This is a genomic window from Penaeicola halotolerans (assembly GCF_016464625.1).
Lineage (GTDB): Bacteria > Bacteroidota > Bacteroidia > Cytophagales > Cyclobacteriaceae > Penaeicola > Penaeicola halotolerans.
Map to the genome: position 1 here is coordinate 167,172 of NZ_JAEAGO010000003.1, position 22,309 is coordinate 189,480.

Annotated in this window: 21 protein-coding genes and 1 tRNA gene; 7 read left to right on the forward strand and 15 right to left on the reverse strand. The window is 40.2% G+C overall.

Annotation, left to right across the window (positions count from 1 at the left end; translation table 11 throughout):
- Positions 1–139 precede the first annotated feature (139 nt).
- The 3 genes from I5349_RS08330 to I5349_RS08340 all read right to left on the reverse strand — a co-directional run bounded on the left by I5349_RS08330 (position 140) and on the right by I5349_RS08340 (position 3,547).
- Positions 140–1,297: an acyl-CoA dehydrogenase family protein gene (locus I5349_RS08330; protein ID WP_226390299.1), complete on the reverse strand. Its 1,158-nt coding sequence runs from the start codon at positions 1,295–1,297 to the stop codon at positions 140–142.
- Positions 1,298–1,489: 192 nt separating this feature from the next.
- Complete coding sequence (locus I5349_RS08335) at positions 1,490–3,034, reverse strand: M20/M25/M40 family metallo-hydrolase (RefSeq protein ID WP_226390300.1); 1,545 nt, start codon at positions 3,032–3,034, stop codon at positions 1,490–1,492.
- A 33-nt stretch (positions 3,035–3,067) separates the two neighbouring features.
- Positions 3,068–3,547, reverse strand: a complete 480-nt coding sequence (locus I5349_RS08340) for a DUF6702 family protein (RefSeq protein ID WP_226390301.1) — start codon at positions 3,545–3,547, stop codon at positions 3,068–3,070.
- A gap of 133 nt (positions 3,548–3,680) precedes the next feature.
- Between I5349_RS08340 and I5349_RS08345 the strand changes: the two genes are divergently transcribed.
- Entirely contained in the window at positions 3,681–4,262 is a 582-nt protein-coding gene (locus I5349_RS08345; RefSeq protein ID WP_226390302.1) for a HupE/UreJ family protein, read from the forward strand.
- Between the two features lie 55 nt (positions 4,263–4,317).
- Here I5349_RS08345 and I5349_RS08350 read toward each other — a convergent pair whose 3' ends face one another.
- Both I5349_RS08350 and I5349_RS08355 read right to left on the reverse strand, forming a co-directional pair.
- Positions 4,318–4,674, reverse strand: a complete 357-nt coding sequence (locus I5349_RS08350; protein WP_226390303.1) for a hypothetical protein — start codon at positions 4,672–4,674, stop codon at positions 4,318–4,320.
- Positions 4,675–4,676: 2 nt separating this feature from the next.
- Entirely contained in the window at positions 4,677–5,261 is a 585-nt protein-coding gene (locus tag I5349_RS08355; RefSeq protein WP_226390304.1) for an RNA polymerase sigma factor, read from the reverse strand.
- A gap of 151 nt (positions 5,262–5,412) precedes the next feature.
- Here I5349_RS08355 and I5349_RS08360 point away from each other — a divergent pair, with 151 nt between their 5' ends.
- Positions 5,413–5,784, forward strand: a complete 372-nt coding sequence (locus I5349_RS08360) for a DUF6249 domain-containing protein (protein WP_226390305.1) — start codon at positions 5,413–5,415, stop codon at positions 5,782–5,784.
- 55 nt (positions 5,785–5,839) lie between these two features.
- Here the strand turns inward: I5349_RS08360 and map are convergent, their stop codons facing one another.
- From map to I5349_RS08375, 3 genes are read right to left on the reverse strand one after another with little or no spacing between them, the layout of a single operon-like run.
- Positions 5,840–6,598 carry a type I methionyl aminopeptidase gene (map, locus tag I5349_RS08365; RefSeq protein ID WP_226390306.1) on the reverse strand — a complete coding sequence of 253 codons (759 nt, stop codon included), beginning with the start codon at positions 6,596–6,598 and terminating at the stop codon, positions 5,840–5,842.
- 19 nt (positions 6,599–6,617) lie between these two features.
- On the reverse strand, positions 6,618–7,130 hold the full coding sequence (locus I5349_RS08370; protein WP_226390307.1) for an acyl-CoA thioesterase: 513 nt from the start codon (positions 7,128–7,130) through the stop codon (positions 6,618–6,620).
- Between the two features lie 2 nt (positions 7,131–7,132).
- Complete coding sequence (locus I5349_RS08375; RefSeq protein ID WP_226390308.1) at positions 7,133–7,669, reverse strand: DinB family protein; 537 nt, start codon at positions 7,667–7,669, stop codon at positions 7,133–7,135.
- A gap of 65 nt (positions 7,670–7,734) precedes the next feature.
- Here I5349_RS08375 and I5349_RS08380 point away from each other — a divergent pair, with 65 nt between their 5' ends.
- Together I5349_RS08380 and I5349_RS08385 are read left to right on the forward strand one after the other, a co-directional pair.
- Entirely contained in the window at positions 7,735–9,099 is a 1,365-nt protein-coding gene (locus I5349_RS08380; protein WP_226390309.1) for a M20/M25/M40 family metallo-hydrolase, read from the forward strand.
- 1 nt (position 9,100) lies between these two features.
- Positions 9,101–10,036 (forward strand): SMP-30/gluconolactonase/LRE family protein, encoded by a 936-nt coding sequence (locus I5349_RS08385; protein ID WP_226390310.1) that lies wholly within the window; start codon positions 9,101–9,103, stop codon positions 10,034–10,036.
- A gap of 67 nt (positions 10,037–10,103) precedes the next feature.
- Here I5349_RS08385 and I5349_RS08390 read toward each other — a convergent pair.
- Positions 10,104–10,177, reverse strand: a tRNA-Ile gene (locus I5349_RS08390).
- A gap of 114 nt (positions 10,178–10,291) precedes the next feature.
- Between I5349_RS08390 and I5349_RS08395 the strand changes: the two genes are divergently transcribed.
- Positions 10,292–10,924, forward strand: coding sequence for an HAD family hydrolase (locus I5349_RS08395; protein ID WP_226390311.1), 633 nt, complete (start codon positions 10,292–10,294; stop codon positions 10,922–10,924).
- Entirely contained in the window at positions 10,911–12,038 is a 1,128-nt protein-coding gene (locus tag I5349_RS08400) for a site-2 protease family protein (RefSeq protein WP_226390312.1), read from the forward strand. The genes I5349_RS08395 and I5349_RS08400 overlap by 14 nt, the downstream gene beginning before the upstream one ends.
- A 13-nt stretch (positions 12,039–12,051) precedes the next feature.
- Here the strand turns inward: I5349_RS08400 and I5349_RS08405 are convergent, their stop codons facing one another.
- The 6 genes from I5349_RS08405 to I5349_RS08430 all read right to left on the reverse strand — a co-directional run bounded on the left by I5349_RS08405 (position 12,052) and on the right by I5349_RS08430 (position 19,474).
- Positions 12,052–12,618: a DUF7010 family protein gene (locus tag I5349_RS08405; protein ID WP_226390313.1), complete on the reverse strand. Its 567-nt coding sequence runs from the start codon at positions 12,616–12,618 to the stop codon at positions 12,052–12,054.
- Between the two features lie 29 nt (positions 12,619–12,647).
- On the reverse strand, positions 12,648–13,025 hold the full coding sequence (locus tag I5349_RS08410) for a DoxX family protein (protein ID WP_226390314.1): 378 nt from the start codon (positions 13,023–13,025) through the stop codon (positions 12,648–12,650).
- Between the two features lie 31 nt (positions 13,026–13,056).
- Positions 13,057–13,422 (reverse strand): cupin domain-containing protein, encoded by a 366-nt coding sequence (locus I5349_RS08415; protein ID WP_226390315.1) that lies wholly within the window; start codon positions 13,420–13,422, stop codon positions 13,057–13,059.
- Positions 13,423–13,485: 63 nt separating this feature from the next.
- On the reverse strand, positions 13,486–14,394 hold the full coding sequence (locus tag I5349_RS08420) for an ABC transporter substrate-binding protein (RefSeq protein ID WP_226390316.1): 909 nt from the start codon (positions 14,392–14,394) through the stop codon (positions 13,486–13,488).
- Between the two features lie 78 nt (positions 14,395–14,472).
- A complete protein-coding gene (locus I5349_RS08425) occupies positions 14,473–15,321 on the reverse strand; it encodes an alpha/beta hydrolase (RefSeq protein WP_226390317.1) in 849 nt (282 codons plus the stop codon).
- Between the two features lie 82 nt (positions 15,322–15,403).
- The gene (locus I5349_RS08430) at positions 15,404–19,474 is read right to left on the reverse strand and encodes a two-component regulator propeller domain-containing protein (protein WP_226390318.1); all 4,071 of its coding nucleotides are present in this window, start codon (positions 19,472–19,474) and stop codon (positions 15,404–15,406) included.
- A gap of 151 nt (positions 19,475–19,625) precedes the next feature.
- Here I5349_RS08430 and I5349_RS08435 point away from each other — a divergent pair, with 151 nt between their 5' ends.
- Positions 19,626–22,265 carry a glycoside hydrolase family 2 TIM barrel-domain containing protein gene (locus I5349_RS08435; RefSeq protein ID WP_226390319.1) on the forward strand — a complete coding sequence of 880 codons (2,640 nt, stop codon included), beginning with the start codon at positions 19,626–19,628 and terminating at the stop codon, positions 22,263–22,265.
- Positions 22,266–22,309: the final 44 nt, after the last annotated feature.

Genomic DNA, 22,309 nt, shown 5'->3' on the forward strand with positions numbered 1-22,309 from the left:
ATTGGTTTATTTTGGGTCAAAAATCCGCTGCCAGTCATTCGGCATGCATACCTTTAAATATAGTATAAAAGGCCATAAAATGAAAAAAGCCCTCAAAGATTTCTCTTAAAAGGGCTTAATTTCTGAAAAGAAAATCGCTTTACTTCAATATTTTTCTTGCGATCAATTCTTTCATGATCTCATTGGTACCAGCATAGATTCGCTGCACACGAGCATCTGCATAGGCTCTCGCTACTTGGTATTCCCACATATAGCCATATCCACCGTGAAGTTGCACACAAACATCAGCTACCTTACACTGTAGCTCTGTCATTGCGAGTTTAGCAGCTGAGGCATTGGCTCCATCGAGTTGACCTTCTTGGTGCAGTTCTACTAGTTTATCACAGTAAACTCTGCCCATTTGGAGTTCTGTAGCCAACTGTGCGAGTTGATACTTGGTGTTTTGAAAATCTGCCACCGTCTTACCAAAGGCTGGACGCTCTTTCACATATTCCACAGTGATCTGATAAGTACTCTCTGCAAGGGCCAAAGCGGCAAGAGCCACAACTAATCTTTCTTGTGCAAGCTCTGTCATGAGGTATACGAATCCTTCTCCTACTTTTCCTAGGAGATTTTCTTTAGGCACTTTGACATCTTCGAAAAATAATTCACAAGTATCCTGTGCATGCAAACCTACTTTTTCGAATGGTTTACCTTTGCTAAATCCAGGCATGGTGCTGTCTACTAAAAATAAGCTGATTCCTTTAGCACCTTTAGTAGGGTCTGTTTTAGCAGCTACCACTACGACATCTGCTAAGTAGCCATTGGTGATAAAAGTCTTGGAGCCATTGATGACATAGTGATCTCCTTGATCTTCTGCTGTAGCTCTGATACCCTGTAAGTCACTACCTGCGCCTGGTTCAGTCATGGCTACAGCTGCGATGTAGTCTCCAGAGATCATTTTAGGTAGATATTTCTTCTTAGCCGCCTCAGTAGCGTAGTGGATCAAGTATGGTGCTACGATGTCATTGTGAAGTGGATAGCCAATCGCAGGTCCACTACAGCCGCTAAGCCCTAACTCCTCTATAAATGCTGCATTGAATCGGAAATCATTGATACCTAAGCCGCCAAATTCTTCTGGTGCTTGGATCACTAAGAAGCCATTTTCGCCTAATTTCTTCCATGACTCACGAGAGACCATTTTATCTTTTTCCCAGGTAGCATTATTGGGTGTGATTTCTTTAGCAACAAAGTCCCTAACTGACTGCCTGAACATCTCATGGTCTTCATTGTAAATAGAGCGGGGTAATCCTATCATGTTAATATTTGGGTTTTGATCAAATCACTTCTGTTCAAAACAGAACATTATTTTATTTTTAACTAAATAACAGTTTTTCAGTTCGAAATATACACTCAAAAAGTCTGATTTAGAAATTTAGCTTGCTAATAGTCTCTATAAAAACGAAAAGGCCATCCATTGCTGAATGACCTCTTCTTTATTACAATCAAATTATTGTTTACACCAAGGTTTTCTTGGTAGTTTCTCGTCTCTCTGTGCAGTATTGTACACTAGGGAAGCTACGATAGTGGCCGCTTGTGCCATATCAGCCATTTGCAGTCTTTCGTATACGTCCATATTAGTATGATAGCCTCTACCATAGTCGATAGGATCTTGGATAAATTGGAATCCTGGGATACCTACAGCCTCGAATGCTACGTGATCTGTAGAACCTACTGATCTGTTGGCGATCGTCTTGGCACCTAGCTCATGGAAAGGCGCAAACCATGATTCAAAGATCGGCACCACAGCATCATTGCTTTGTGTATTGATACCTCTGATTTTACCAGAACCATTATCTAAGTTGTAGTAAGCTGAGATTTTGTCCCACTCACCCTTTTTCTCATAAGTTTGTCTGTCCGCTACGTACTTTTGGATGTAGCCTCTAGAGCCATATAGACCCTGCTCCTCTTCACCCCAAAGTGCGATACGAATCGTACGCTTAGGCTGTACACCTAGTGTCTTCAAGATACGAATCGCTTCCATCATCACAATCACACCAGCACCGTTATCATTAGCACCAGTACCTGCATGCCAAGAGTCTAAGTGAGCGCCTAGTAGGACGATCTCAGACTTTAAGTTTTTGTCTGTTCCAGGGATCTCAGCCAATACATTGTAACCTTTGTAGTCATCATCTAACCACTCTACTTGTACTTCAGCATCTACTGATACTGTCTGGCCGTTTTCTATCAATCTGACCATACGACCCCAGTGCTCAGCTGACAGCTCAAGCTCAGGGAGTGTTTTTCTTTTGTCTGTAGAGTATGATCCTCCAGTAGAGTGAAATACTGTACCGAAGCTACCTCTAGTGCCCGTTAGTTTCAAGGCTACACCTTCTTCCAAAAAGAAATCGTTGATTTTTTGATTAAGTGCTCTTGCATTTCTCATTTGAGCAAGTTGTGCAGGACTCATCGGTGTACGACCGCCACTTACGTTGACATTGACCTCTTTCATCCCATCTAGCTGCTCATCAGTCCATCTTCTAGCAGATGGATCAAATGATGTAGTGACAGAAAGTGTAGAAGGAAGTGTTACCACTTTACCTTTCAACTTGCCTTTGTATTTAGCAAAGTCTTCCTCAGAGTCGATTTTCACCAAGACTACTTCTGAACTCACTGGACCATCAGTACCATCTGTCCAAGCCTTAGGCGTAGCGATCAACTGCTGATAGTAAGGAGTAGTCATTGCTAAATATGACTTCTTGATATCCCAACCTCTACCAAACTCACCATAAGAATCAATCTTCACGTTTTGAAGACCCCACTCTTTAAATTTCTCAGCTGACCAATTTCTCGCTCTTCTAAGATTGGAAGACCCAGATAGTCTTGGTCCTAAATAGTCTGTTAAATAATATGACAAATCTCTTACTGTAGAGTTTGACAAGCCTTCTCTTTTGATCTTGTAGACCATGTCCAGATCCACATTTTCTGTAGCCTTTGGTGTAAAGGCGAAAACGAAAAAGATGGCTAGGAAAAAGTAAAAATTCTTCTTTAGCATGTGCGTTTAGTTTAGTTGTATTAGGTATTTGATTTATGGATTTATTTCTGCCTTGATATTAAACTCCTTTAGTGGGAAAGTCCGCTTAGTACTGCCCACGATGAGTGCTACAATGTTGGTCTGCTCGGCAAACAGCTCCATGAGATAAGTCGCTTCCACCTCTAACTTTTTAGGTTTGGTCGGCACACTCTTGATCTCATACTCAAATATCAGCGCATCATAGTTTTTACTCTTTTTGAGAAAAGTAAAATCCTTGCGAGACTTTCCATCTATTTTGATTTTGAGATTATCCCATACATATTCATCGATGTATTTTTGAATATTCGGATTTTTAGCATCACTGACGATATCTATCCCATGAGTGATCTGCAGGACCTCCTGAATATCTGTCTCAAAGATTTGTACCCGCACACTCAATGCCTTCTTACTCTCTTCATATTTGATGATGGTGTTGGACATGTAGAGTGGGTGCTGATTGAAAAACAACCCTATCCAAACGAGGAAACTAAGCATGGTATTCATAATTTATAATGTCAAATTTGTTCATTTTTAGCATAAGCATTTCGACCGTTTGTGTAAAAAAACGGAATAAAGACATAATTTACCATAAAATTGAGAAACATTAAAAACTTAAACCTAATCATTCATGTCTGACTTTTCTTTATTTCTAAAGCTTGGTTTTGAGCATATCTCTGATCTTCAAGGTTATGATCACATCCTCTTCATCGTAGCGCTCTGTGCAATCTACACACTCAAAGACTGGCGAGGCATCCTATGGATGGTCACAGCCTTCACGATAGGTCACTCTATCACTTTAGTATTAGCTACTTTTGAAGTGATCATGGTATCTCAGACATTAGTGGAAAAAGCTATCCCTTTGACCATTCTTCTCACTTGTCTTTTCAATATCTTCTTGACTAAGGGAGAGAAAAATGTCAAACAAAGTGCCACTATCAAATACCTCATCGCTTGTGGTTTTGGTCTGATTCACGGATTAGGCTTCTCAGGCTATTTGAGAAGTTTACTAGCTATGCAAGACAGCATTGTTTTAGAGCTTCTTGCCTTCAATATTGGCTTGGAACTAGGTCAGATATTGATCGTGATGATCACTCTTGTTCTTGCTTTTATCTTTGTAGATAAATTAAAAGCCCCAAAAAGAGAGTGGAACTTAGTCCTCTCAGGAGCAGCAGGAGGAGTTTCACTTTTGATGGTATTAGGACTTATCTAAACAAACTAATCGATACAAAAAGTCCGATATGAGTTTCATATCGGACTTTTTTACTTTAATCCTCTTTGTAGTAGTATCGCTTTTCGTACCATAGCCAAACCCAAAGTCCACTACATATAAAGAGAGTAGAAAAGACCCAAAGTGGATTGATCTTCAGATCTGGCAGATTCACTGATGGCATCTCCAAATCTGGAAAAGTGATGTCAAATGATCGAAGCGAAATCACGCTGATGATTAAAATAATTACAAATAACACTGGAACCAGATAGATCACTGAAGAGCTAGCATCAATTGTTTCAGGAGCACTTTTAGTTTCTAAAGTATCTATGCTATGCATGACTCGCTTAGAAAAATCCGAACTAGGACTTTCATTTGCTTCTTTGAGCCATTTTTTGATCGATTCTTCTTTCATGTTTACAATATGCTTTTTACCTCACCCTTCAATATTCCTTCTAATGCTATTTCAAAACGCTTTCTAGCACGATGAAGTTGCACTTTGAGCCTTTCCTTAGGCACTTCTAATATCTCCTGCATCTCAGCTAGCGTACACTCGTTTTGATAGTATAAGTTAAGCAAAACTGCCTCATACTCCTGCAACTGATCCAGTGCCAAAAGGATAAATTGCTGGCGCTCTTTGGTAGTCAACTCATCCATACTACTCTCAGAGCTAGAATATGTTTGGTATGCTTCCTGCCACTCCACATCCATCCGAAATTTTTTATTGGACTCAAGTTTATTGAGACATTTATTATACGCTATCCTGTAGAGCCAAGTGCCAAATTTCGATGTGGCTTGAAAAGTGTCCAGCTTCCTATAAGCAGATACAAAGGCATCTTGTGCGATTTCTTCCGCATCTTCTCTGTTTTTAAGCATGCGCATACACAGTGAAAATACTTCCGACTGATACGCTTGGATGAGGAGATTAAAGGCTTTAGTATCGCCTTTTTTCACCTCTTTGATGACTGTTAAAACTTGCTTTTCTTCCAATCTTGCGCGCATACGAATACTTAGACAAGCTAATAAATAAGCCGGTTACAGAAAAACTTGAATAATGCATTGATAAAAATTTTCAATACGAGATGTAACCAGTATACCTTAAGCTCTGTCAAAAGAGCAAAATCACTTAAACTTTAAACCTAAATTTAAAATCATGGAAGCTGTTTTAATTATTCTTACGCTTTGTGCTACTGTTTTTGGCTGTATTTATTACACACTCTTTACTAGAAATAAGGAGCGTATGGCACTTATAGCTGCAGGAGCAGATGCCTCTTTGTTTCAGGCTGACCCTAACAAGCGCAGAAGACATCCTGCATACAGCATTGTACTAGTGCTTGGCTTGATGTTGACTGGTGTTGGATTAGGTATCCTGACCGCATTGATCATTAGCACTGTAGCAGAAGTAAAAATCTATGAAGAAGGCCCTCTCTATATGAGTACTATCTTCCTTTTTGGTGGATTAGGCTTAGTGACTTCCTTTTTGAGTTTGAGAAAACTAGACAAGGCAGATAGTCTCAAAAAATAATAAAGGTTAATCCAAACAAAATAGGCTTGGTGCAATGTATCAAGCCTATTTTGTTTTAGACACCATTGGCAGCTGTGAGGATCACTGGCTTGCTATCTGTGACAAGTATAGTGTGCTCATGCTGTGCCATGTAGCCTCCCCGATTGCCGACCATCGTCCAGCCGTCAGCAGTGGTATCAGCATAGTGAGAATCCGTAGCTATGAATGTCTCGATAGCCACTACAGAGTTTTGCTTAAACCTCCGCTGATCAAATCTATTTCTGTAATTCAGCAGTTCATCAGGTTGCTCGTGAAGGCTCCTTCCGATACCATGTCCCGCTAGATTCTTGATGACCTTATACCCAGCTTTCTTAGCTTCTGTTTCTATTAGGTAGCCTATATCCGCTATTTTCACTCCTCCAGATATATTATCAAGGGCTTTTTTCAAAATATCCCTTGAAGTATCTACCAAAGCTTGATGCCCATGAACATCTTTGCCCAAGACAAATGAGTTGCCATTATCTGACCAAAAACCATTCAATTCCGCTGAGACATCAATATTGATCAGATCTCCTTCTTTTAGAATCCTACGGGAAGATGGGATACCATGACAAAACTCATCGTCTACACTGATACACGTCCAACCTGGAAAACCATAGGTCATATAAGGCGCTGATTTTGCTCCAAACTGCTTTAATATCGTAGCACCATATTCATCTAGCTCCTTAGTAGACATGCCAGGCCTTGCATATTGCGTCATTTGCTTTAGCGTATAAGCTACTGCTTGGCTTACAAGCTGCATTCCGATGAGTTCTGATTCTTTTTTGATAGACATGGTATCTCTTTTATGATTTTTATTTCAGTTCTTCCTTGATCTGCTTGATGCGCTCACGCATGGTAAGGTTTTGAAAATCTACCCCTGGAACTAGTGCCGCTTTGAGGTAATCTAAAACTGCCCCCTCATGTGGTGTAGTCTTAGCCGTTTTCATATCGATGTATCTCAGCGTAGTCCAGAGCAAGGTCTTCAGCTCTTGTTCGTTGTCATCTGTCATATAGTACTCTACCACTAGGCTGTTTTCGTTATACCAAATGACTCGTGACATGATGCGCACCCATTCGCCTACATTGGCTGGACGGACATAGCTGATTTGGTGATTATACACTACCCAAGCGGCCTTGTACTTTTTGATAAAATCCATGATCTCTACACCATAAAGCTTCGGCACTTGATCTTCTCGAGCATTGAAAAAGTAATCAAAGTACTTAGCATTATTGAGGTGCTGCAGGGGGTCACAGTCTTGAAACCTAATGATCACACGACTTTCGGTTTGCTTTGGATATTGCTTATGTGGATCGTATTCAAACATACTTATCGAGGTAAAACTGGTAAATAACGCGTCTGATAAACGGCCATGTGATGTGCTACGTGCCCAGGGATCATATACGCGATGGCTTGAACGGACATTGGGTAGTTGTTAGCTTTGCCCAAATGCGCAAAAGTATGATCTCCAAAACTTGAGATAGTCTTTAAATAGACCCTTCTACCTAGCTCAAAGTCTTCTAATAGATCCGCAATAGATCTCTTTTCGAATCCGCCATTGGCTACATAAGCGTTTTCATCAAAGCCTGCCAAGGACTGCTGCTCACCTCTAGCAAACGAAAGCGCACGATAAAGCATAATCTTCTCTGTATCGATCAAGTGACCAAGAAGTTGCTTCGCAGACCACTTTCCCTCAGCATAGGCAAAGTCAGCCTGTACCGCTGTCAAAGAACCAAAGAGAGAGCGTACTTCTGCTATTTGTGCCTCCGCAAAAGCTAAAATATCAGTCACCTTTTCCACATATCCCAAGTATGTACCGTAATAGGAAGGGTATTCGTCTTTTAATGGAAATGATATCGTTTTCATGGAAAATTTATATTTATATTGCTTGACTATAAAAGTATCCTCTAGTACTAAACAAACCTAAAGTAATGAAGAAAATTTATACAGCTATACTAGTGTTCGCAGTATTGGCTACGAGCCTACCGAGTATAGCACAGACGACTATCATCAAACGTGATCCTGAGATTGCTAAAATGGTCAATGAGATCTCTGCTGAAAACCTAGAAAAGTATGTCACTGACATGGTTAGTTATGGCACAAGAAACACCCTCAGCACACAAAAAGACAAGGATAAAGGAGTAGGCGCAGCGATGCAATATGTGCTCAGACACTTTCAAGAAGTCGCTAAAACTTCCAATGGACGCATGACTGCAGAGATAGATGAGTTTGTGATCAAAGCAGATGGCAGACGTATCAGAGAAGACCTCCCTATCGGCAATGTGATGGCTACACTTAAAGGTACTGATCCAAATGATGACAGGGTATTCATTATATCAGGTCACCTTGATAGCCGTGCTAGCAATGTCATGAATGGAGAAATCGCAGCTCCTGGAGCCAATGATGATGGATCTGGTGTAGCAGCTGTAATGGAACTTGCCCGCATCATGGCGACTCGAGAGTTTCCTGCCACTATCCTATTTGTCGCAGTGACAGGTGAAGAGCAAGGTCTGAAAGGCGCTAGATACCTCGCTGAAAAGGCTAAAACAGAAAACTGGAACATCACCGCCATGCTCAATAATGATATGATAGGTAATAGCTCTAGCTCTGAAACAAACATCAATGACAACACAAGACTCAGAGTATTTTCTGAAGGTGTACCAATGGCTGAGACAGATCAAGAAGCACTCGTGAGAGGCTATACCAATGGTGAAAATGATAGCAAATCACGCCAGTTAGCGAGATATGTCAAAGAAATCGGTGAGCGCTATGTAGACCAACTAGAAGTGAAGCTCATCTATAGAAACGACAGGTTCCTTAGAGGTGGAGACCATACAGCATTTGCTGAGAGAGGATTTACTGCTGTGAGACTTTGTGAGATGAATGAAAACTACAACCAACAACACCAAGATGTTCGCGTAGAAAATGGTATCCAATACGGTGACTTGGTGGAATTTGTAGACTTCGAATATGTGAGAAAAGCATCAGGGGTTAACCTTGCGACCCTCGCCAGTTTAGCCATGGCGCCAGAGCAACCACAAAATGTAGGTATCGATGTTCGTGTCCTTGGCAATGCAACCACCCTCAGATGGGAAGCACCAAAGACAGGAACTGCCAAAGGGTACTATGTACTGATGAGAGAAACAGATCAGTCTGTTTGGGAGAAAAAATTCTTTACTACAGATACCATGATAGAGCTTCCTTACTCTAAGGACAACTACTTCTTTGCCGTGCAGGCTGTCGGTGCCAATGGACACGAAAGCTTAGCCGTATTCCCAAGACCAATCACTCGATAATATGAAAAAATCAAACATCAATACCTGCTTGTTAGCGATTTTGACACTGGGATGGACTGCCTGTAGTAGTCCCTCGGCAGAAAAAGAAGATGATCCGCTTGCAGCACTGATAGCAGAAGGAGCTACTCCTACACTCTTAGCAGATGGCTTTGGCTTTACAGAAGGGCCAGTTTGGTCACCTGCCTTAGAAGCTTGGTTATTTAGTGATATTCCTGGCAATACCATCCATCAAGTAACGGAGGCTGGTGAAGTCTCTGACTATATCACACCTTCTCAAAACTCTAATGGACTCATCTACAACAGCATGAGCCATCTGATAGCCGCTGAACACTCTGGCAGAGCACTTCGTGTGTATTTTAGACCAGACTCATCAGCTATCTTGGTAGACAACTATCAAGGTGCTAAGCTCAATAGTCCTAATGATGTAGTGCAACATTCTAATGGCAGCTACTACTTCACTGATCCTCCTTATGGGCTCAATGGACAAGATGACAGTGAGGATAAAGAAGTCAAGTACAATGGAGTATATCGCTTTCAAAATGGTGAAATGACCCTTTTGGACAGCACATTTACCAGACCAAATGGTTTGGCATTTTCTCCTGATGAGCAATATCTCTATGTCACGCAATCAGATGCGGCTAATAGAATCATCGCCAAATATGAAGTAACTACTGAGGGCACTTTGGCCAATCGCACACTTTTGTATGAAGCTGGTGATGAGCCTGCCAAAGGACTTCCAGACGGAATCAAAGTGGACGATAAAGGAAATGTATGGTCTACAGGGCCTGGTGGTATCTTGGTATTTGATTCTAATGGCACTCAGCTAGGTACTATCACTGTCCCTCAGGTACCTACTAATTTGGCCTTTGGTGGTAGTGATGGTAAGACGCTTTTCATCACTGCACAGAGTGGTGTTTATACGCTCAAGCTGAGATAAGTTAGTACTGCATTTTATACTGCAAATAAAAAGAAAAGCCCTATACTCAACGTATAGGGCTTTTTAGTGGGCCCACCTGGGCTCGAACCAGGGACTTACTGATTATGAGTCAGTTACTCTAACCAACTGAGTTATAGGCCCTAAAGAAGTGAATCTTTATTTTCCCTAGTCAAAAGCTTTTCATTACTGAAATACCTTGATTTTGGGACTGCAATGTTACATATTTGTCCTCAATTACACAAATAAATAAGGGTCTTGGAATTAAAAAATATAAAGAATTTTCTCTTCGATTTAGGGGGTGTAATCATCGATATTGATATCCCTTTAACTATCAAAGCCTTACAAAGTAAATTACCTAGCACCGCTCAAGATACCGTGAGTGCGTTTTTTCAATCAGACCTTCATGACCGCTATGAAAGAGGCTATATTTCCTCGGGAGAGTTTAGAGAGGAATTGAGAACGCTTGGCCTATCTGGATTGACAGATGAGGACATCGATGCGCTTTGGAATACTTTGCTTTTAGACATCCCTCGAGAGCGTGTAGCCTTGCTACAGTCATTGGCTGAAAATCATGCACTCTATATGCTGAGCAATACAAATCCTATCCACTTCGTAGAAGTAGAAAGAAGGCTCGCTGAGAATCACTCCATAAATGGCTTTAAAGATATATTTACTCACCTTTTTCTTAGCTATGAGATGGGTATGAGAAAGCCCGAAGCTACTATCTATCAAACGGTAGCTCAGCAAGCGAGTATCCTACCTGAGGAGACACTTTTCATAGATGACATGCTTGTCAATATAGAAGCGGCAGCAGCTGTAGGTTATCAAGTTTTTCATCTAGAGAATCCTAGTCAACTAGCTCAATTAATACGATATGCACGATCGTAAAACTTACATAAAGCATATATTGCTCTTCTTGCTTACAGCAGTGTGTACAACATTGGCTGGGATGGAATGGACCTATGGCAAATTCATTATGGTCGAAGAAGCGCAACCTGAATGGAAACATCTTTGGGGCGCACTCCCCTATACCATTTCTTTTTTGAGCTTCCTCATGGTGCATGAGTTAGGGCATTACTTTATGGCTCGGTACTATAAGATCGATGTGACGCTACCCACTTTTATGCCGGGTTGGTTAGGATTCTTGGGAGCTCCCTCTATTGGTACTTTTGGGGCAGTGATCCGAATCAAAGGCTTCATCAAATCAAGGAAGGAATACTTTGACATAGGCATAGCAGGACCTTTGGCTGGATTTATCATAGCAGTAAGCGTGTTAATTTATGGCTTTACACACCTTCCTGAGCCTGATTTTATTTATGAAGTACATCCTGAGTATGCAGCATTTCAAGGTGACTTCAAGGATTATGTCTTTGAAGATGAGTCAGGGGTCAAACTCAGACTTGGCTATAATTTACTCTTTAGTTTACTTGAAGACACATTCGCAGATTCTGATAAGATGCCTAACGCTTATGAGGTGATCCACTACCCCATCCTATTTGCTGGGTATCTTGGGCTACTCTTTACTGCACTCAATCTTCTTCCTATTGGTCAGCTAGATGGTGGGCATGTTATCTTCGGTTTGTTCGGGAGACATCGACATAAGCCTATTAGCATTGCGCTTTTCATTGCTTTACTCTTTTATTCGGGGCTAGGCATTGTATCACCATATCATGCCGTAGAAGAATTGATCTTTAGCATTCCGCTTTACACGGGATTTCTTTACATCTGTTTTCACACAACTGGTTGGCGCAAAAGTAATAAACTCCTTGCAGCGGTGAGTATTGTTTTGGGTCAATACTTGATCTCACAGTTTTGGCCTCATGCGGCAGGCTATCAAGGATGGCTACTTTATGGGTTTCTCATCGGTAGAGTACTAGGAATCGGGCATCCACCTGCCCTATTTGATGAGCCTTTGAGCAAAAGAAGGAAATTATTAGGATGGGTTTGTTTAGTGATTTTCATCCTATGTTTTAGTCCTCAGCCATTGGTGATTGATTTGTAGTAAACTAACTATTCTACAAATACCACCTTTGTTTGCGTCTATTAAAATCTACATATAGGAAAATAGAAAGCAGCGCTAAGCAAGCACTGGTGAAAATACCAATCACAAATTGCTCTCCTGTAAAAGCTTGATAGCCAATCATCAAAGCACCGAAACTCACGATACCTGCAAATACAGCATACCATGCTGTACGATAATACCATGCATAAGGGAAGAAATGTGCTCCAGTGATGATCGCATAAGCCATCAAGAAATATTGAGGATAGCGTAAAAGGCAAAAAAACAAAAAAGGGAAATAAAAGAGCTGTGCAAAGTTGAGCCAAAGACCAAGCGGCTGGAGTGGATTGTTTTTTACTTTCCAATTGGTCTTTAGCACTTTAGAAAAAGTAAAAGCTAAGGGCAATAAAATCCCTCCTACGATAAAAGTAAGTACAGACTTATCATACGCATCAGCTTCATCTATCGTCCATATAATAGCGATAAGTGCCCACACAACAGAAGCTGCCAAAGTGAAGTCCAAACCATTTTTAGCACGCAGAGATAGCTCATCCCTGAGATAATCAAAATCCTTCGTTTCCATAAAATCCCTTTTCCCTTAATAAAAATAGCCTACTTTAAGAGTCCCATCAACTGCTCTTTACGATCAAACATGATCCATGTCATCACTGCGAGCATCAAGACGACAATAGGTAAACCATCAGGTGCTACAGTCAAATGGGTCAAAGTGATCCCTACCATGATAGGTGTCAAAATCACAGCGGCTAGTAATCTAGTCTTTCTCGGGATGAGCATTAGCCCAGCTATGATCTCTACGATAGAGATCAGCGGCATGAGCCAAACGATTTCTTGTAGTGCTACAAAGTCATCCACTACTTCTTGTGGCATGTCTTCTGGCATAGGGAAATAATTGAAAAATTTGTTGAGACCACTATTGACAAAAAGTATCGCCAATAGTACCGAACAGATGAGCTGGGCTTTCTTTTTCATATTTGTTTTGGTTTAAATGTCGATCGTTCTGTCAAATCCAAGTCAGATTTTCCACAGTCTGCGCTGATTTGACCTCTCCAGTATGCTTGGTAGACTTAGGCTCTACTAGCATGACACAAGCTTCCTCTCCCTCTCTCGTCCATGGCTTGTGCTGTACACCTTTTGGCACCAAGATGACTTCCCCTGCGCGAGTCTCTACAGTCGTCCCATCATTAAAATCCATCATCAAAGTGCCGCTGATTACTACAAAAAGTTCATCTTCTAGATCATGCTGATGCCATACAAAATCCCCCTGTAGTTTGGCCAGCTTGACATAGTTGTCATTTAGATCACCTATGATGTATGGATGCCAGTGATCTTTAATCTTATCGAACTTTTCTTTTAAATTAGTTTTCATAACAGCTGTCTTGGTTCACTAAAGATACACAGCTTATCCTTTATTTAGAATACTTTAGCCCAATTATAAAAGTGCATTGGTTACCAAGTCCTTAGCTGACAATTCACTCACTTCTAAACCCTTTGCATAGATCCAGTCGAGGTATTCCTGCACCTTAGCCATATCCATCTGTCCCCAGTTAGCTTCATCTCCATAATACTGTGAAGTATAGAGCTGACTATCCAATAAAAATCCGAGATCATGTGATCCTGATGGCATGTAAGCTTCCATGATTTTAACTACTTGTAATGGGTTGGCAGCGGCATGTAAAAAGCCCTTTTTAGATGCTTGCAGAAATGCTCGATAAATAGCCTGAAGCTTATTCATCTTATCCTCTGAGGCCATGATTACTGGCGAATAACTGTAGGGAATTCCAAAGTCTTCCATTTTGAAAGTAGATAGTGCCACACCATTTCTAGCAGCTTCTACGCCTTCCCAATTATCAAAGATCCAAGTAGCATCCGCTGTGCCTTCGAGGAGTGTATTCCATATCCCAAGCTTAGCAGGATACGTGATTTTGATATTCCCTTTTCCTCCATCATTTTTGATCATCTCTTTGACTATATGATCTTCATACCTGGCCTGATAGGAAGCATAAATCTTTCCATCTAAGTCCTTGGGAGACCGAACATCTGCTCGCTTGAGCGTCACGATCGCACTGATATCTGACTTAAAGAGGGCAGCTATAGCTTTGACTGCAAATGGCTTCGCTTTGGTGCGGTAGCTGAGTACACTCTCCATAGGACAGAGCGCAAAATCCACTTGTCCAAGCTCTAGCTTTTTAGCTGGGGTGACTTGATAGTCGTCCTGATCTGGAGTAACCAAGTCTAAGGCTATACCAAGATCTTGGTAAAATCCGAGCTCTTTGGCTACTACGAATCCAATATGATTGGTATTGACTGTCCAGTCTAGGGCTATTTTCAATGAATGCATAAGCGTAAAATGGTTGAAAAGCTAAGATACTATCTCAGGGGAGAGGAAGCAAACCATCTAAAACTTACCTTGGGTCTCCTAATCACTCAAGATAAACTGTAAAGGAATGTGAAGTCTTTGCTTCCAGTCTGCTTCTGCATGTGCTGCACCTTCAATCTTCATAGTTTGCCAACTGTCTGAAGTATATCCTTTATCTCTCATGACTTGATCTACCTGAAGCTGATATTTCTCATAGTAAGCATCAAGCGCTTCTGTGCCAAAGTCAAAATATAGTTTGTGTGAAGCAGGATCAGGCAAATGGTCTTTTAAGTATGCTAAAAATGACTGCGGAATGTCCGCTCTGCTATCGTCAAAAACCCCTATCCAGTGAGTAGATAGGCAAGCAGCTGCAGAAAACACCTCTGGATACTCACAGAGCGCATACATCGAGATCAATCCACCCATGCTTGATCCTGCTATAAAAGTATGTGCTTGATCTGGAAGCGTAGCATAGTGAGTATCTATGTATGGCTTTAACTCCTCGACAATAAACCGCAAATAAGCATCAGAACTAACATCATGGACGAAAAGCGTAGATTCTTCTAATAGCCACTTTTGATAATCTGAGGACAGTGACTCAAAAGGTTTCTGAGGAAAATAATCTGCATGTCTTTCTTTGTTTGCATTCCAGATACCTACTACGATTGTTGGTGGGACTTTTTCCTCCGAGCGTAGGCTAGTCATTACTTCATCTACACCCCACTCCTGCCTATTCCATGTGGTGGTACTATCATAGAGCATTTGACCATCGTGCATGTAGAGCACTTGATAAGCCCTCTGCTCATCATAGTCCGCTGGCAGCCATATGTCTATATGTCGAGGGGTGACATGCTCAGAAGGAAAATCAGCCAAGCGTAGGACTTGTCCCCCTGCGAGCTTAAAATCCATCGGCTTTGGTACTATCTTAGTTTGACAGGCACTCATGAGAAGGAAAAAACATAAGAAGTAATATTTATTTAAAGCTTTCATATCAATCCATATCATCTTTGTAAACAGAAGGACTTTGTCCATACGTTTTTTTGAAGACCTTACTAAAGTATGGCACATCTTGAAATCCGACTGCATAAGCCACATCAGCTATTCTGTACTTGCCAGATTGCAACATCTTTAAAGCCATCTTCATTCTATATTCTTTGATGAAATCCGATGGAGAAAGACCTGTTAGGGCTTTTAATTTCCTGAACAAATGCACCCTACTCATTCCAACTTTCTCTCCTAAAAAATCTACAGTAAGGTTAGGTTGATCTACATTCTCCTTTAATATCTCATAAAGCTTTTGTATCAGTTGCTCATCAAACCCTTGCTTAGTGGACTCTTCTGAAGATATATCTGATCTGGCTTCTCTATATTTATTTTGGAGTAATTTACGATTGATTAAAATATTTTTAATTCTTGCTTTGAGCTCCAAAATATTGAAAGGCTTGCTGATATAATCATCTGCTCCATACTCCAAACCTTCCAACCTATTCATTTGTGAGTTTTTAGCAGTTAGCAAGATGACTGGAATATGACTTAATTCATTTGTTGATTTGATCGCTTTGCATAGCTCAAAACCATCCATTTCTGGCATCATCACATCACTGATGATTAAGGCTGGCCCTTTTCTTTTTACTTTTTCAAGTCCTGATTTTCCGTCTTTCGCAGTGCTTATCTCAAATTCATTTTTAAGATGATCCTTCAAAAATCTCCTCAGCTCCTGATGATCCTCTACAATTAAGATGAGCTCTTTCTCCTCTTTTGATTGTTCACTAGAGATAATTAGTGGGGTATCTTGATATTCAAGTGGAATAGGTTTAGTGAATGGCTCTGGAGATGCACTATTGCCTTGATTTGTAGCAGGATCAAAAGGCAACCAAAACTCAAAAAGAGTCCCCTCCCCAAACTTGCTTGATACATTTATCTCCCCTCCTAGTATATTCACTAAAGACTGTGTGAGCGAAAGACCTATCCCTGCGCCATAATTATTTTGACCTGTTTTAAAAAATCTATCAAAAACTCTCCCTAAATCCTCGGGTGCTATTCCTGAACCCGTATCCTGTACTGAGAAAAGGTATCGATCATCTTTGTCTAGTTTCAAACCAACTGTAATCTCACCACCTTCCTCAGTAAACTTAAAGGCATTTGATAACAAATTGAAAAAGATTTTCTCTAGTTTGTCTTGATCTATCAATAAGGGAACTTCTCTAACATCAGTTTTGACATAGCTAAGTTTGATTTTTCGCTTATCTGCCATAGCTCTAAAGCTATCTATCACTTCCTGCATCAAGGCATCAAGGTACACTGGCCTCAAGTTCAATTTGTGATGACCCGTTTCTATCTCTCTAATCTCTAAGATCTGATCGATGAGATGCAATAGCCTTTTAGCATTAAAGAGCATGATTTTCAACCTACTCTTTAGCCACTGATCTCCTATTTTACTATTAATGATCTCTTCAAGGGGACTCAAAATCAGTGTAAGTGGTGTCCTAAACTCATGAGAAACATCTATAAAATATTTAAGCTTTAGATCATGAATTTCCTTCCACTTTTCCTTTTCTAACTGTTCTAGCTTAAGGTTACTTTTTAGCTGGGTACTTTTGACAGCATTGTACCTGATGATCCAAAAGCCAAGTAAGATACCTACACCATACAAGCATATAGCCCACCAAGTACGCCAAGGTGGTGGTAAAACAATCACTTCTAACGTCTTGGGAGTCTCATTCCATACGCCATCATTATTAGATCCCTTTACTAGAAATGTGTAAGTTCCATCGGGTAAGTTGGTATACGTCACGCTTCTTCTATCACCACTGTACACCCAGTCTTGATCAAAACCCTCCAGTTTGTAAGCATATTGATTGTTCTCAGGCCTGATATAATTGAGCGCGGCAAACTCAAGTGTCAAAATGGATTGAAAGTAATCAATGACAATTTGTTCTGTTTTATTAAGCTCTTTACTTAGAATTCCTGTCGGATCCCTAGGAGATATTTCTTTATTTGAAATGCTCAGACTAGTCAAAACCACAGGAGGAATGTAGCTATTACTTTCTAGTTTGATCGGGTCTAGCATCACATAGCCATTACTCCCACCGATCAAAAAGTCCCCTGATTTCAATTTATAAAAAGCTCCCTCATTAATTTCTTCCAGCGGAAATCCAGAATTGAAATTATAATTTTTGAAAGTTTGCCCTAAATGAGGAGTCCATTTAGATAAGCCATCCAAGCAAACAAACCATATTTGCCCTAGATCATCTTGAAGTGTTCCAAGTACGATATTGTTGGCTAATCCATTGCCCGTATGAAACTGCCTCAATTCCTCACTATTTGGATCAAAAGCAAACACTCCTTCCCCATTAGACGCTAGCCAAAGGGTACCATCAGCGTCTTCAAATACATGATTAAACTCATCTACTCTGACTGATACACCATTCACCAGTCCTTGCTCATAGGGAGTTATATTACCACTTTTTGGATCAAAAACTACAATCCCTTTACCCTTAGTAGCCAATATGAGAGTACCATCTGATCGCTGAAGAATATTTTTTACAGGATAGTTTTTAAGAAAGTCATGCACTAAGTCCTCTCCTATAAAAGACTCATATTGTCTTCTTATTGTATTGAAAAAATAAAGTCCTCCATCACTATCTGTTCCTATCCACAAGCCATTGTTGGCATCTTCTACTATGCAATTGATAATAGATTGACTTAGTGATATATAATTAGAAGATTGTTCACCAGGATATTTAATCAGCGAATTTTGACTCTTATCCAAAAGATGTAGCCCTTCTCTAAATATGCCAACCCAAATCTGATCTTGCTTATCCCTTAAAATGGCTTTTACAGTAGACTGTGCATTACCTATGATCTTATGCGTATCCTTATTTTTATTGACAAAGTTGATCCCTCCACGCTCAGTGCCGATATATTTATTTCCTTCTGCATCTTCTACAAATGCCCCTACCACATCATAGCTTAACGAAGAAAGGTCAGTTGGTACGTGATAATAATGTTTGAATTTTTGGTTTTCAATATCAAATAAGTTGATGCCTCCAAAGTAAGTTCCTACCCACATAGATCCTTTTTGATCTAACAATAAAGCCCTGATACTTCCATGAGAAAGCCCTTTGGCATCTCCTTCTTGAAAGTTTATTCTTTTAGATATTTTACCATCTGAGATTAAGTTTAAACCATTGAAAGTCCCTACCCAGAGTTGTCCTTCTTTGTCATGTTGGAGTACTCTAATGTTATTATTTGAAAGCACTAAATCTTTACTATAGGCTCCAGTGTGGTAGTGAGCTAGAGGTTTACCAGAGAAGTCAATGAGAAAAAGACCATCACCATAAGTACCTAGCCAGATGCCTCTATCTGAAAAAGCGATAGCCTCTATTCTCGCTTCATAACTTTGAGCATATGAGGTTTTAACTTTTTCTACCTTTCCATTTTGATTGATTTTATACAGACCAAGCCTAGATCCACCTACCCAGATATTGCCCATTTCATCAGAGGTGATCGCACTGATCATCCCTATTCCGTTAAAAATGGGATCGTCCTGTGGTTCAAACATTTCGGACTGCTGGTTAAAATTAAATAATCCATAGCGACCACCTATCCAAATTTGATTTTTATCATCTATGTAAATGACATTAAATGGAGTAGCTTCATAAGTTGCTTGTGGCAATTCATAATTGATAAAAATACCTAAAGTCCTATCGTACTTACTTAATCCATTTTCTGACACTACCCAGATATCCCCCCTATCATCTTCAGCTATGTCATAGATGATATTACCTCCTAGGGTAGATGAGTCCCCTACTTCATGCTTAAAAACATCAAAAACGTATCCGTCATATAAATTAAGCCCATCTCGGGTTCCGATCCATATAAATCCATAGCTGTCTTGATGTAAGCTTAATACTGAGCTTTGCGATAAGCCATTTTTGACACCAATTCTTTCAAATTTAAAATCACTATAATCTAGTCCTTGACCATGGACATGGTAAGAAAAGCTAATGCAAATCAAAAGCTTGAATAGGCAGTAGAAAATGTTTCGGATAGATATCATATAAATACTTCCTTAAAAATGAGGGATGCATTTATCAGTATCAAATTTTGAACATTAAAATTTTGTGTTAATTTTATGCAGCTTTTAACGATTTTTAATTTTACACTTCATTTGCTTGTATTGGAGCTTAAAAACTCAAAATACACGTTTAATGAACACTTTGTCATACAGACTTCTCATTCTAGCTTTCTGCTTGAATGCCTTCACCTCTGCACTAGCTCAAGTCAGAACTACATCTACCATCAATAGCCTGTGGAAATTTTCTAAGGGAGACTATTCCATAGCCGACATTGATCACTTAGCACAATCATGGCAAACAGTCAACATCCCGCATACTTGGAATGACAAAGATGTATTAGCTGATGATGAGAGAGGCTACTATCGTGGACCAGCCTGGTACTTTAGGGAGCTAGAGGGTGCTTTTGATCTTCAAAACAAACAATATTTCCTACACTTTGAAGGGGCTAATCAAGTAGCCTCAGTCTATATCAATGGTCAGTTTGTAGGCGAACATAAAGGCGGTTACTCGGCATTCACCCTTGATATCAGTCCCTACATCACAGCAAATGATAATACTCTTGCAGTAAAGGTGACTAATGCACATGATCCAGACATCGCGCCTCTCTCAGCAGACTTCACTTTTTTTGGTGGTATCTATAGAGACCTGTGGCTGATAGAAACAAATAAGATTCACTTCGACCTGTCTGATCATGGAAGTAAAGGCATCTACCTATCCACACCACAGGTCAATGGCGATCAAGCTCAGCTTAAAATCAGAGGTGCTATACAGAATCACACCTCCTCTAAACGAAATATAACCTTACAGATAAATGTGATCGATCCAAATGGTAATAGTACAAAGTCACATCATCAAAAAGTCGCTTTAAATGGGGAAAAGGCATCTTTTGAAATCGATGAAATCTGGATTAAAAACCCAATGCTTTGGAGTCCAGATGCTCCTAATCTATACCAATTAGAGGCCAATTTACTCATTGATGGTGAAGTGATAGATGAGCAAGCATTTCATTTTGGAATCAGAACCTTTGACTTTGATGCAAATGAGGGCTTTAGGATCAATGGCCAACCGCTTAAACTGATAGGTGCTAACAGACATCAAGATTACATGGGTAATGGTAATGCCCTTAGTGACGAACAACACTACAGGGACCTCAAGCTCATTAAAGATATGGGTGCCAATGTAGTAAGACTGGCTCATTACCCACAAGACCCAGCAGTGCTAGCTGCTGCAGACAAGTTGGGACTGCTGGTCTGGGAAGAAACTCCACTAGTCAATGAAGTCACACTATCAGCCCAACATGATAACAATGCAGAAGTCATGCTCATAGAAATGATCCGGCAGCACTATAACCACCCCTCTGTCATCATCTGGGGATATATGAATGAAATCTACTGGGCACACAGATTTATAGATAGTAGCATAGTAGATGCTCATACAGCACATACAGTGGCACTCGCTCAACGATTAGAACAAGTGGCGAGAACAGAAGATCCAAGTCGATATACCGCTATGGCACTGCACAACTATCCCCTCTATGAAAGCTCCCAAATAGCTAAAATCCCTCAAATAGTCAGTTGGAACCTCTATCACGGCTGGTATTATGATGCATTTGATGATTTTGGAAAGTTCATGGATGAGCAACACCAAAAGTATCCAAATAGAATCCATTTCATCAGTGAATTCGGTGCAGGAAGCGATGAAAGGATTCACAGTACAAAACCTGAAAAATTTGATTTCAGTGTTGAAGGTCAAAAGCGTTTTTTAGAGAGTTTTTTGAAGCAAATACATGAGAGACCTTATATCTCTGGGGCTACTGTATGGAATTTAATAGACTTTAGTTCTGAAAGAAGGATCGATACCAATCCACATCTCAACAACAAAGGCATCATGACCTCTGATAGAAAGCCAAAAGATGTCTATTATTTGTTTCAGGCTTACCTATTAGATAAGCCATTTCTTAAAATCGCTGAAACTGGCTGGACAAATCGAAGTAGTGTCACTTCTGATCAAAATAGTGCGAGACTTCCAGTACAGATCTACAGTAATATGGAGAAAGTAACGCTTTATCATAATGGCAAATCTCTGGGAGAAAAACTGGTAGTAAATAAGCAAGCGATCTGGGAGGTTGATTTTACTGAAGGTGATAACAATTTTTCTGCAAAAGCTACAAGAGGATCTTTAGAAGAAATTGACCAAATAGCCATACATTTTAAAGGAGTGCCAAAAAGATTTGAAAAAGGAGAACCTGTAAACCTACGGGTGAATCTTGGCAGTAATCACAGCTTTAGAGATGATAAAGGCAATGTCATATGGATCATCGATCAAGCTTATGAAAAAGGCAGCTGGGGAAGTGTATCAGGAAAACCATTATATGTAGGTAATAAAATAGGAACAAAAGAGGATATCTTGACAGAAAATGATTTAGATCCGCTCTATCAAACTATGTCAGAAGGAATCGCTAGCTTCAACGCTGATGTGCCTGACGGTTGGTACACTGTGGAGCTGTTGATGGTAGAGCCTTTTCCAAAGTCTAGGAGATTTGTAGATGGCATAGAGTCCCCAGATCATCCGGGAGGTTTACGCATATTTGATGTGATCATCAATGACAAGAAAGTACTTCCTGCCTTAGACTTACTGAAGGACTACGGGTATAATTATCCCATTAGGAAAAAATACCTCATCAAAGCTCAAAACGGTGAGGGGATTAAAGTAACCTTGGATGCCATAAAAGGAAAACCTATCCTGAGTGCTATCAGCATCCAAAGCCATTAAACAATCAAATTCAAGCCTATCAGGGTTCTTAGTATAAATAGCTA

Bases quoted from the DNA above. Each gene is read 5' to 3' on its own strand.
- I5349_RS08330 (WP_226390299.1), bottom strand. From the start codon at position 1,297: ATGATAGGATTACCCCGCTCTATTTACAATGAAGACCATGAGATGTTC.
- I5349_RS08335 (WP_226390300.1), bottom strand. From the start codon at position 3,034: ATGCTAAAGAAGAATTTTTACTTTTTCCTAGCCATCTTTTTCGTTTTC.
- I5349_RS08340 (WP_226390301.1), bottom strand. From the start codon at position 3,547: ATGCTTAGTTTCCTCGTTTGGATAGGGTTGTTTTTCAATCAGCACCCA.
- I5349_RS08345 (WP_226390302.1), top strand. From the start codon at position 3,681: ATGTCTGACTTTTCTTTATTTCTAAAGCTTGGTTTTGAGCATATCTCT.
- I5349_RS08350 (WP_226390303.1), bottom strand. From the start codon at position 4,674: ATGAAAGAAGAATCGATCAAAAAATGGCTCAAAGAAGCAAATGAAAGT.
- I5349_RS08355 (WP_226390304.1), bottom strand. From the start codon at position 5,261: ATGCGCGCAAGATTGGAAGAAAAGCAAGTTTTAACAGTCATCAAAGAG.
- I5349_RS08360 (WP_226390305.1), top strand. From the start codon at position 5,413: ATGGAAGCTGTTTTAATTATTCTTACGCTTTGTGCTACTGTTTTTGGC.
- map (WP_226390306.1), bottom strand. From the start codon at position 6,598: ATGTCTATCAAAAAAGAATCAGAACTCATCGGAATGCAGCTTGTAAGC.
- I5349_RS08370 (WP_226390307.1), bottom strand. From the start codon at position 7,130: ATGTTTGAATACGATCCACATAAGCAATATCCAAAGCAAACCGAAAGT.
- I5349_RS08375 (WP_226390308.1), bottom strand. From the start codon at position 7,669: ATGAAAACGATATCATTTCCATTAAAAGACGAATACCCTTCCTATTAC.
- I5349_RS08380 (WP_226390309.1), top strand. From the start codon at position 7,735: ATGAAGAAAATTTATACAGCTATACTAGTGTTCGCAGTATTGGCTACG.
- I5349_RS08385 (WP_226390310.1), top strand. From the start codon at position 9,101: ATGAAAAAATCAAACATCAATACCTGCTTGTTAGCGATTTTGACACTG.
- I5349_RS08400 (WP_226390312.1), top strand. From the start codon at position 10,911: ATGCACGATCGTAAAACTTACATAAAGCATATATTGCTCTTCTTGCTT.
- I5349_RS08405 (WP_226390313.1), bottom strand. From the start codon at position 12,618: ATGGAAACGAAGGATTTTGATTATCTCAGGGATGAGCTATCTCTGCGT.
- I5349_RS08410 (WP_226390314.1), bottom strand. From the start codon at position 13,025: ATGAAAAAGAAAGCCCAGCTCATCTGTTCGGTACTATTGGCGATACTT.
- I5349_RS08415 (WP_226390315.1), bottom strand. From the start codon at position 13,422: ATGAAAACTAATTTAAAAGAAAAGTTCGATAAGATTAAAGATCACTGG.
- I5349_RS08420 (WP_226390316.1), bottom strand. From the start codon at position 14,394: ATGCATTCATTGAAAATAGCCCTAGACTGGACAGTCAATACCAATCAT.
- I5349_RS08425 (WP_226390317.1), bottom strand. From the start codon at position 15,321: ATGGATTTTAAGCTCGCAGGGGGACAAGTCCTACGCTTGGCTGATTTT.
- I5349_RS08430 (WP_226390318.1), bottom strand. From the start codon at position 19,474: ATGATATCTATCCGAAACATTTTCTACTGCCTATTCAAGCTTTTGATT.
- I5349_RS08435 (WP_226390319.1), top strand. From the start codon at position 19,626: ATGAACACTTTGTCATACAGACTTCTCATTCTAGCTTTCTGCTTGAAT.